General features: G+C 71.4%; 8 protein-coding genes and 1 pseudogene. 2 read left to right on the forward strand and 7 right to left on the reverse strand.

Going from position 1 to position 8,980, the window contains the following annotated elements; translation table 11 throughout:
- Positions 1–15: 15 nt before the first annotated feature.
- Both fmt and truA read left to right on the forward strand, forming a co-directional pair.
- Positions 16–1,023: a methionyl-tRNA formyltransferase gene (fmt, locus tag HB724_RS06575; protein ID WP_213980108.1), complete on the forward strand. Its 1,008-nt coding sequence runs from the start codon at positions 16–18 to the stop codon at positions 1,021–1,023.
- Positions 1,020–1,760, forward strand: coding sequence for a tRNA pseudouridine(38-40) synthase TruA (truA, locus tag HB724_RS06580; protein ID WP_213980109.1), 741 nt, complete (start codon positions 1,020–1,022; stop codon positions 1,758–1,760). The genes fmt and truA overlap by 4 nt, the downstream gene beginning before the upstream one ends.
- On the opposite strand, the gene HB724_RS06585 is transcribed toward truA, so the two are convergent.
- The 7 genes and pseudogenes from HB724_RS06585 to HB724_RS06615 all read right to left on the reverse strand — a co-directional run.
- Complete coding sequence (locus tag HB724_RS06585; protein WP_213980110.1) at positions 1,751–2,953, reverse strand: class I SAM-dependent RNA methyltransferase; 1,203 nt, start codon at positions 2,951–2,953, stop codon at positions 1,751–1,753. The genes truA and HB724_RS06585 overlap by 10 nt on opposite strands.
- Positions 2,944–4,350: an NAD(P)H-hydrate dehydratase gene (locus HB724_RS06590; RefSeq protein WP_213980111.1), complete on the reverse strand. Its 1,407-nt coding sequence runs from the start codon at positions 4,348–4,350 to the stop codon at positions 2,944–2,946. The genes HB724_RS06585 and HB724_RS06590 overlap by 10 nt, the downstream gene beginning before the upstream one ends.
- Positions 4,347–4,796, reverse strand: a complete 450-nt coding sequence (locus HB724_RS06595) for a hypothetical protein (RefSeq protein WP_256731352.1) — start codon at positions 4,794–4,796, stop codon at positions 4,347–4,349. The genes HB724_RS06590 and HB724_RS06595 overlap by 4 nt, the downstream gene beginning before the upstream one ends.
- 93 nt (positions 4,797–4,889) lie before the next feature.
- Positions 4,890–6,611 (reverse strand): dihydroxy-acid dehydratase, encoded by a 1,722-nt coding sequence (gene ilvD, locus HB724_RS06600; RefSeq protein WP_213980112.1) that lies wholly within the window; start codon positions 6,609–6,611, stop codon positions 4,890–4,892.
- 11 nt (positions 6,612–6,622) lie between these two features.
- Positions 6,623–7,357: an N-formylglutamate amidohydrolase gene (locus tag HB724_RS06605; protein ID WP_213980113.1), complete on the reverse strand. Its 735-nt coding sequence runs from the start codon at positions 7,355–7,357 to the stop codon at positions 6,623–6,625.
- Positions 7,357–8,085 carry an enoyl-CoA hydratase/isomerase family protein gene (locus tag HB724_RS06610; protein WP_213980114.1) on the reverse strand — a complete coding sequence of 243 codons (729 nt, stop codon included), beginning with the start codon at positions 8,083–8,085 and terminating at the stop codon, positions 7,357–7,359. Before HB724_RS06610 ends, HB724_RS06605 begins: the two co-directional genes overlap by 1 nt.
- A 173-nt stretch (positions 8,086–8,258) precedes the next feature.
- Positions 8,259–8,657 (reverse strand): annotated as a pseudogene (locus HB724_RS06615) (4-(cytidine 5'-diphospho)-2-C-methyl-D-erythritol kinase); the annotation flags it as partial.
- Between the last annotated feature and the right edge of the window lie 323 nt (positions 8,658–8,980).

Consider the following 8,980-nt stretch of genomic DNA (forward strand, 5'->3'; position numbering starts at 1 on the left):
GGTTGAGAGAACGGCATGCGGATCGTCTTCATGGGAACGCCCGAATTTGCCGTGCCGGTGCTGGAAGCGCTGGTGGCGGCGGGGCATGATGTGGTTGCGGCGTACAGCCAGCCGCCAAGACGCGCGGGGCGCGGCAAGAGCCTGACGCCTTCGCCGGTGCAGGCTCGGGCCGAGGCGCTGGGGATCGCGGTGCGGACGCCGCTGACGCTGCGGGATGCGGAGGCGCAGGCGGAATTTGCGGCGCTGGGGGCGGATGTGGCGGTGGTGGCGGCTTATGGGCTGATCCTGCCGCGCACGGTGTTGGAGGCGCCTCGGCTGGGGTGCCTCAACGTGCATGGCTCGCTGCTGCCGCGCTGGCGGGGGGCGGCGCCGATCCAGCGGGCTATCCTGGCGGGGGATGCCGAGACGGGCGTGGGGATCATGCAGATGGAGGCCGGGCTCGACACCGGGCCGGTGCGGCTGGAGGAGCGGACGCCGATCGATGGCAAGACCGCGGGCGAACTCACCGCCGAGTTGAGCGCGATGGGGGCGCGGCTGATGGTGGCGGTGTTGGCGGATGTCGAAGGGCATCCGGCAGTGGCGCAGGCCGAGGACGGCGTGACCTATGCGCCCAAGATCGACAAGGCCGAGGCGCGACTGGATTTCGGGCGGAGCGCGGTGGAGGTCGAGCGGCAGGTGCGCGCGTTCAATCCGGCGCCGGGGGCGTTCTTCGAGTTCTCGGGCGAGCGGGTGCGGGTGCATTCGGCTGAGATTCTCCCTCTCTCCACCGGGGAAAGTGGCGTGGTCGTTGACCTGGCCTCCCTGCCCCTCTCCCAACCAGCATCGGGTGAGCAGCGCCCCGCGCTGCTCAGGTCACGCCGGGAGCGTGACCGACCCGATGCTCCCCGGGGGGGAGAGGGCTTTGTGATTGCCTGTGGCGAGGGCGCGATCCGGCCGTTGCTTGTCCAGCGTGCCGGGCGTGGCGTCATGACGGCGGGGGAGTTGCTTCGGGGCTTCCCGATCCCTGTGGGTAGCCGGCTTTGACGCGGTTCGCGCTGACGGTGGAATATGACGGGCGGCCGTTCATGGGCTGGCAGCGCCAGGACCATGGGCCGAGCGTGCAGCAGGCGATCGAGGACGCCGCACATGCGATCACCGGCGAGGCGGTGACGGTGCATGCGGCCGGGCGGACCGATGCGGGGGTGCATGCGCTGGGGATGCGGGCGCATCTCGATATCGGACGCGGGATCGCGCCGTTCCGGCTGATGGAGGCGCTCAACGCCCTGCTGCGGCCGGCGCCGGTGGCGGTGCTCGATTGCGTCGAAGTGGCGGGCGACTGGCATGCGCGCTTCTCATGCATGGCGCGGCACTATGAATATCGGATCGTGACGCGGCGGGCGCCGCTGACCTGGGAGAAGGGGCTGGCCTGGCGCGTGCCGCAGGTGCTGGACGTGGCGGCGATGCAGGCCGGCGCGGCGCGGCTGGTGGGGCGGCACGACTTCACCACCTTCCGATCGGCGCATTGCCAGGCGGACAGCCCCTTGCGGACGCTCGACCGGCTCGACGTGGCGCAGGAGGACGACCGGATCCGCGTGTTCGCATCGGCGCGGTCGTTCCTGCATCATCAGGTGCGCTCGATGGTCGGGTGCCTGGCGCTGGTCGGCCAGGGGAAATGGTCGCCGGACGATATGACTGAGGCGCTTGAGGCACGGGACCGGGCGCGGCTGGGGCTCAATGCGCCTCCGGACGGACTGTTCTTCCTGCGCGCCGATTATCCCTGACGGCTGAACTTCGCCGCCAGCTCGACATGGATGGACCAGCGGAACTGGCCCACCGGCTGGATCCAGTCGAGGCTGTAGCCTGCTTGAGACAGGGTTTCCGCATCGCGCGCGAAAGTGCTGGGATTGCAGGATATATAGGCGATGACCGGCACCCCGGATCCGGCCAGCTCGGCCGCTTGTTCGCGCGCGCCGGCGCGAGGGGGATCGAGGACGACCGCGGCGAAATTGTTCAGGTCGGCGGCGGGGACCGGGCGGCGGAACAGGTCGCGGTGATCGGCGAAGACCTGGCGCCGGGCACCGCCCGCTGCGGCCTTGAGCGCGAAGATGGGATCGCGCGCCGCCTCGGCCGCATAGACGCGGGCATCGGGGAAGGCGAAGGTGAAGGTGCCGAGGCCGGCGAAGAGATCGGCGACCGTCCCTGCCCCGCCGACCGCCTCGCGCGCGGCGGCGACCAGCGCGGCCTCGCCCTCGGGCGTCGCCTGGAGGAAGCTGCCGCTGGGGAACGGCACCGCGATGCCGCCGAGCGTAACCGTCACCGGATCGGGTTCCCAGCGCGCGGTGGGGCCGAAACCTTCGTCGAGCGAGAAGCGCGCGAGCCTGTTGCGGGCGGCGAAGGCGGTGATCGCCTCGGCGGCGGCCAAGCCCTCGGCTTCCATGCCGTCGATGAGGATGTCCGGGCCCTGATCGGTCATCGCGAGATGGACGTTGACGCGGCGGGCGCCGGGGAGGAGCGCGGTGAGCAGGCCGCGCAAGGGGTTCAGCAGCGCGAAGAGGGCGGGATCCAGGATCCAGCATTCCTGAAGGTCGACGATCTTGTGGCTGCCGGGCTCGGTGAAGCCGAGGCGGAGCTGGCGGCCGCGAAGCTCGGCATGAAGCGTGGCGCGGCGGCGCGTCCTGTCCGGCGAGAGCGCAGGCGGGCGGATTTCGGTGTTCAGGCCGTGCGCGGCAAGCGCGGCGGTGATGCGATCGGTGATGAAGCCGGCCCAGGCGGCATCGTCGAGATGCTGGAGCTGGCAACCGCCGCATTCGGGGAAATGCCGGCAGGGGGGCTGGCGGTGGTGCGGGCCGGGGATCACGGCGCCCTCAACGGTCAGGCGATCGCCGGGCGCGGCGAAGGCGGCGTGGCGGCCGTCCGCGGTGACGCCATCGCCGCGCGCGGCGACGCGGATGATTTCGTCTTCGATCACAGACATTCGGAAATGGCCCTGGGGATTCGGTCGATCAGGCCATCGGCGATGAAGGCCGGTCCCGCAAGCTGCGCCGCGCGACCGTGGAGCCATGCGGCCGCTTCGGCGGGGCCGACGCCCTTCCCGCCTCCCGCTACCCGCGCCGCGAGCAGGCCGGCCAGGACATCGCCGGTGCCGGCGGTGGAGAGCCAGGACGAGGCGCCGGCAAGCACGCGGACCTCGCCCCTGGGATCGGCGATCACGGTGTCGGCGCCCTTGTGGAGGATCGTCGCGCCGGTGGCGGCGGCGGCGGCCAGGGTGCGATCGATCTTGCTGCCTTCGCCTTCGAACATGCGATCGAACTCGCCCGAATGGGGAGTGAGCCAGGTCGGCGCGGTACGGGCCTGGAGGCTGCGGGTCGCACCCGAGGCGAGCAGGCTGAGCGCGTCGCCGTCGAGGACCATCGGCTTGTCGCAGGCGAAGGCGGCGCGGACATAGGCTTCGGCGCGGCGATCGCGGCCGAGGCCGGGGCCAAGCACCACGGCGTCGATCCGGTCCCAGGCGAGAAATTCGGCGAGATCGTCGCTGGTGCCGATGCCGCGGCGGACCAGCGCGTCGGGACCGCCAGTCCAGGGATCGACGCCGGCGAGCACGACATAGCCCGCACCGCCCGCCATCGCCGCGCGGGATGCGAGGCGGGCCGCTCCGGGCATGGCGCCCTCGATGACGGCGACAAGGCCCCGCGTGTATTTGTGGCTGTTGGGTCCGGGCGCGGCCAGCCCGGGCCGCGCGGCGCTGCGCCAACGGGTGTCGACGGGAATGCCGATGTCGGCGAGCAGGACGTGCCCGCATGCCTCCAGCCCGTAATCGAGCAGGTGCGCGGGCTTGAGCGCGGCCAGCGCCAGCGTTGCGCCCTTGCGGATCGGCGCACCGAGATTGGCGCCGCTATCGGTATCGATGCCCGAGGGGAGATCGATCGACAGCGTGAAATCGGCGCCGCGACAGAGTTCGGTGAAGACCGCCGCGAGGCCGCGTTCGAGCGGGCGGGTCATGCCGGTGCCGAACAGGCCGTCGACCAACAGCGGGCGCGGGCGCGCGGCGTAGAGCGACGTGGTCGGGCCGTCCCATTGCGCGTGCATGCGCTGGGCGGCGCCGGGCTTGGGCTCGCCGGTCGCGACCAGCATGACGTCCTGCCCGGCCGCCTTGAGCAGGCGCGCGGCGACATAGGCGTCTCCGCCGTTGTTACCAGGGCCTGCCAGGACCAGGATCGGCCTGCCCATCGCGAAGCGCGCCGCCTCGCGGGCGACGGCCTCCCCTGCCCGCTCCATCAGCGCGTCCTGCGAGACACCGCTGCGGAATACGGCTTCCTCCGCCCCGCGCATCTGCGCGGCAGTGACGATCGGGGCGCCGGCGGGGATGGTCATCGGCTCGCTCCGCGTACCGTGGCCGGGAGCCGGTAGCGTGCGCCGCCGATCGCCACTTCGATCCGGTTGGGCGGCAGCAGCATCACCACTGCCGGTTCCGCTCCATCGGCGGCGACCACGCCGCGCCCGTCGGTGGTGACCAGCAGGCGCCGGAAGCCGCCATCGGGCTGGCGCAGGGTAAGGAACAGCCCGTCCTGCGACTGGACGCGATCGATCGCGCAGACATAGGCGAACTGCGCCGCGCCTTCGGGGGCACATTCGATGCGGCCTTCGGCATGTTCGATCGCCTTTTCATGGGTCTGCGCCTTGGCCTCGGTCGCCTTGTCGCGAACCTGGACGCCACAGGCGGTGAGCGTCAGCGTCAGAAAGGCAATACTTATTCTCCCTCTCCCGCTTGCGGGAGAGGGTCGGGGCGAGGGTGTGTGCGAGAGGTGAGCGACGTGCATGAGGACACGACTCACCCTCACCCGGCCTCGCGTTGCTCGGCCACCCTCTCCCGCAGGCGGGAGAGGGATTTCAAGCGGGAGAGGGCTTTTAGTTCAGATGTCGGCGTACACATGGCGTTCGGCGCTGGCTCCCGGGTGCGTCACCGCGCCCTTATAGGCCGGGCCGACATTTCGGGAATAGCGCCAGAGCGCGCCGGACTGGTAATCGTTCACCCGCGGCTCCAAGCGGGCGCGGCGTTCGGCGAGAACATCCTCGGCGACATCGAGATCGATCGTGCCGGCTTCGGCATCGATCCGGATGATGTCGCCATCCTCGACCAGCGCGATCGGGCCGCCGTCCGCCGCCTCCGGCCCGACATGGCCGATGCAGAAGCCGCGCGTGCCGCCGGAGAAGCGGCCGTCGGTGATGAGGGCGACCTTCTCGCCCAGCCCCTGGCCATAGAGCGCCGCCGTGGTCGCCAGCATCTCGCGCATGCCCGGCCCGCCCTTGGGCCCTTCATAGCGGATGACGACGACGGTGCCCTCGTGAATCGCGTTCGCCTCGACCGCGGCGAAGGCATCCTCCTCGCGCTCGAACACCTTGGCGGCGCCGGTGAACTGGAGGCGCTTCATCCCCGCCACCTTCACGATCGCGCCCTCGGGCGCCAGCGAGCCCCTGAGGCCGACGACGCCGCCGGTGGGCGTGATCGGCGTCTTCGCGTCGTAGATGACCTTCTGGTCCGGGTTCCAGGTGACCTCGTCGATATTCTCGCCCAGCGTCTTGCCGGTGACGGTCAGGCAATCGAGATGCAGGAAGCCCTCGGCCGCCAGCGTCTTCATCAGCATGTAGATGCCGCCCGCATCATACATGTCCCGGGCGACATAGCGGCCCCCGGGCTTGAGATCGGCGATGTACGGGGTGGTCTTGAAGATCTCTGCGACGTCGAACAGGTCGAACTCGATCCCCGCCTCGTGCGCCATAGCCGGGAGGTGAAGCGCACCGTTGGTCGAGCCGCCCGTCGCCGCGACGATGCGCGCGGCATTCTCGAACGCCTCGCGCGTGCAGATGTCGCGCGGGCGGATGTTGCGGGCGATCAGCTCCATCACCTGGCGGCCTGCAGCGACCGCGATTTCCTCACGTGATTTATAAGGAGCCGGTGCCATATTGCTGTTCGGCAGGGACAAACCGATCGCCTCGCCGACACAGGCCATGGTGTTGGCGGTGTATTGGCCGCCGCAGGCACCGTGGCCGGGGCATGCCGCCTTCTCGATCTCGGTGACCTCGGAGAGCGGGCACTTGCCGGCGGAGTAGCGGCCGACCACCTCGAACACGTCGATCACGGTCAGGTCGCGGTCGTGCCAGCGGCCGGGCAGGATCGAGCCGCCATAGACGAAGATCGACGGCACGTTGAGCCGCAGCATCGCCATCATCATGCCGGGCAGCGACTTGTCGCAGCCGGCGAAGGTGACGAGCGCGTCATAGCAATGGCCGCGCACGCTGAGCTCGACCGAATCGGCGATCACCTCCCGGCTGACCAGCGAGGACTTCATCCCCTGATGGCCCATCGCGATGCCGTCGGTCACGGTGATGGTGTTGAAGCGGCGCGGCATGCCGCCGGCTTCGTTGACGCCGGTGCGGCACCAATCGGCCTGCATGTCGAGCGTGGTGTTGCACGGGGCGGAATCATTGCCGGCGGAGGCGATGCCGACGAACGGACGGGCGATCTCCTCCTCGGTGAGGCCCATGGCGTAATAATAGCTGCGGTGCGGGGCGCTCTCGACGCCGACGGAGACGTGGCGGCTGGGGAGCTTGGATTTATCGAATCGGTTGGTCATGGCGCGCAAGCCTATGTCGCGACAGACCCGTTTCGCGCAAGACTATTGCGCAAAGAATTTGTGAGGTCCGCCAGAATTCCGCTCCACCGCTCGACGCCCGCCGCTTCGCGGATCAGGTCGTTGCGGATCTCGATCGCGACCGAGGGAATGCCCTGCCCCTCGGCATGGCGGTTGAGCGTCGCGTTGAGCAGGCGGCCCGAATAGGGCTCGTTGTCGCCGGTTGTCAGGCCCTGGTCGCGGAAGAAGGCGATCGTAGGGTGCGCGGCGCGGGTGTCGCGATTGTAGAGCACGCCGACCTCCCAGGGGCGCGGGGTGCCGCCATGCTCCAGACAGGGCGTGAAGCTGTGGATCGAGAGGATGAGGCTGGGGCGCCGGGCGCGGATGCGGTCGCGGATCAGGCGGTGATAGGGGGCGTGGAAGCGGGCGATGCGTTCGGCGCGGTTCGCGGTTTCATTGCCGGGGATCAGGTGGCCGTCGCTCCGATGGGGGATCAGGCCGACATGATCGGGCTCGCGGTGGAGATCGATGACCAGGCGCGAGACGGTGGCGAGGATCGCGGGGGTTTCGAGGCGAGCGGCGAGCGCGCGGGTAACGGCGGCGGCGCCGATGTCGATGGCGATGTGGAGGTCGAGCAGTTCCGGGGGGATGCCGAGGCCTACGTCCTCGGGCACGGCGTTGGAGGCGTGGTCGCAGAGCAGGAGGACGTCCTGCGCGGCGCCTTCGAGGATTTCGGCGGGCGGCTGCATCAATAGACCGGCTTGCGGCGCCGGCCGAAGGCGGCGAGGCCCTCGGCGAATTCGGGGCCGCCGAACGCATCGTCGAACGCCTGATCCAGATCGACGGCGGGTCCGCCCAGCGCGCGCTTGAGCTGGCGGACGGCCTGGGGCGCGTTGGCGGCGACGGTGCGGGCGATGGCGAGCGCGGTATCGCCGGCGTTCTTCGCGCGGATCTCGACCAGGCGGATCGCCTTGGCTTCGTCGGCCTTCACCCAATCGCCGGTGAACAGCATCGTCGCGGCGACTCCCCTGCCCACCTGGGCGCGGAGGCGGGCGACGTCCTGCTGCGGATAGCCGATGCCGAGGCGCGCGGGCGTGGTGGCGAATTCGGCGCCGTTGCCGGCGACGCGGATGTCGGCGGCGAGGACCAGCGCGACCGCGGCGCCGAAACAGCCGCCGTCGATCGCGGCGATCACCGGCATGGGAAGCGCGGCGACGGCCTCGATCCCGGCGCGCATCGCTTCGCGGAAGCGGATGCGAAGGCCTGGATCGGCCTGGAGCTGCTCGAATTCGCGGATGTCGGCACCGGCGGAGAAGATGCCGGGGACATCGGAGCGGAGGATCACGGCGCGGGCATCGCCGATTTCGCGGGCGGCGGCGGCGATGGCTTCCCATGCCGCGATCGGGAGGGCGTTCCTGGCTTCGGGGCGCGCCAGCGCGATGGTGGCGATGGGTCCGTCTCGGCTGGTCTGGATCATGGGAGGCGGCTCTGCCCGATCCGGGCGCCGCTGTCACGGGGATGGCGCGCGGACGGGGCTTTCACCCGGTCACGCGAGCCACCAGCGAACGTCCCGCGCCAAGCGTCTGATCCGCTGGCGACGGCTATGCGCGCGGGAATGCCAACGGGAGCTTTCGGGAATTGGTAAACGGCTCAGGCGAGGCGGGTTTCGAGAATCCACCAATCGGGGCGGGCGATGGCGGCGGCCGCGCGGGCGCGGGCGTCCTCGCTTTCGAACAGGGCGAAGCAGGTGGCGCCGGAGCCGGACATGCGGGCGAGCAGTACGCCGTCCTGCCGGGCAAGAGCTTCGAGCACGTCGCCGATCACCGGCGCGAGCGCGCGGGCGGGCGCTTCGAGGTCGTTGCGGCCGGCGCGGGCGGCCTGGAGGAGATCGCCCTGCCCGATCGGCCCGCGATCGGTGCCGTCCCAGGCGCGGAACACCGCGGCGGTGGAGACGGCGACGCCGGGGTTCACCAGCAGGACGGGCGTGCCGGGGAGGCCTGCGATCGGTTCGAGTCGCTCGCCCCGGCCCTTGCCCAGGGGGGGCCGGCCGGGGGGGCGGGGGGGGGGGGGGGGGGCGGGGCGGGGGGGGCGGGGGGGGGGGGGGCGGGCGGGGCGGGGGGGGGGGGGGGGGGGCGGGGGGGGGGGGGGGGGGGGGGCCCGGCGGGCCGGGGGGGGGGGGGGGGGGGGGGGGGGGGGGGGGGGGGGGCGGGGGGGGGGGGGGGGGGGCGGGGGGGGGGGGGGGCCGGCACCCGGGGGGGGGGGGGACGCGGGGGGCGGGGCCGGGGGGCGGGCTCACGGCGGGCGCATGGGGGGGGGGGCGCCCGGCGTGACGTCCTTCCCCGCAGGGAAGGAGCGGGGATCAGCGGCGCCGG

Origin of the sequence: Sphingomonas sp. dw_22, from assembly GCF_018449795.1 — a bacterium.
GTDB lineage: Bacteria > Pseudomonadota > Alphaproteobacteria > Sphingomonadales > Sphingomonadaceae > Sphingomonas.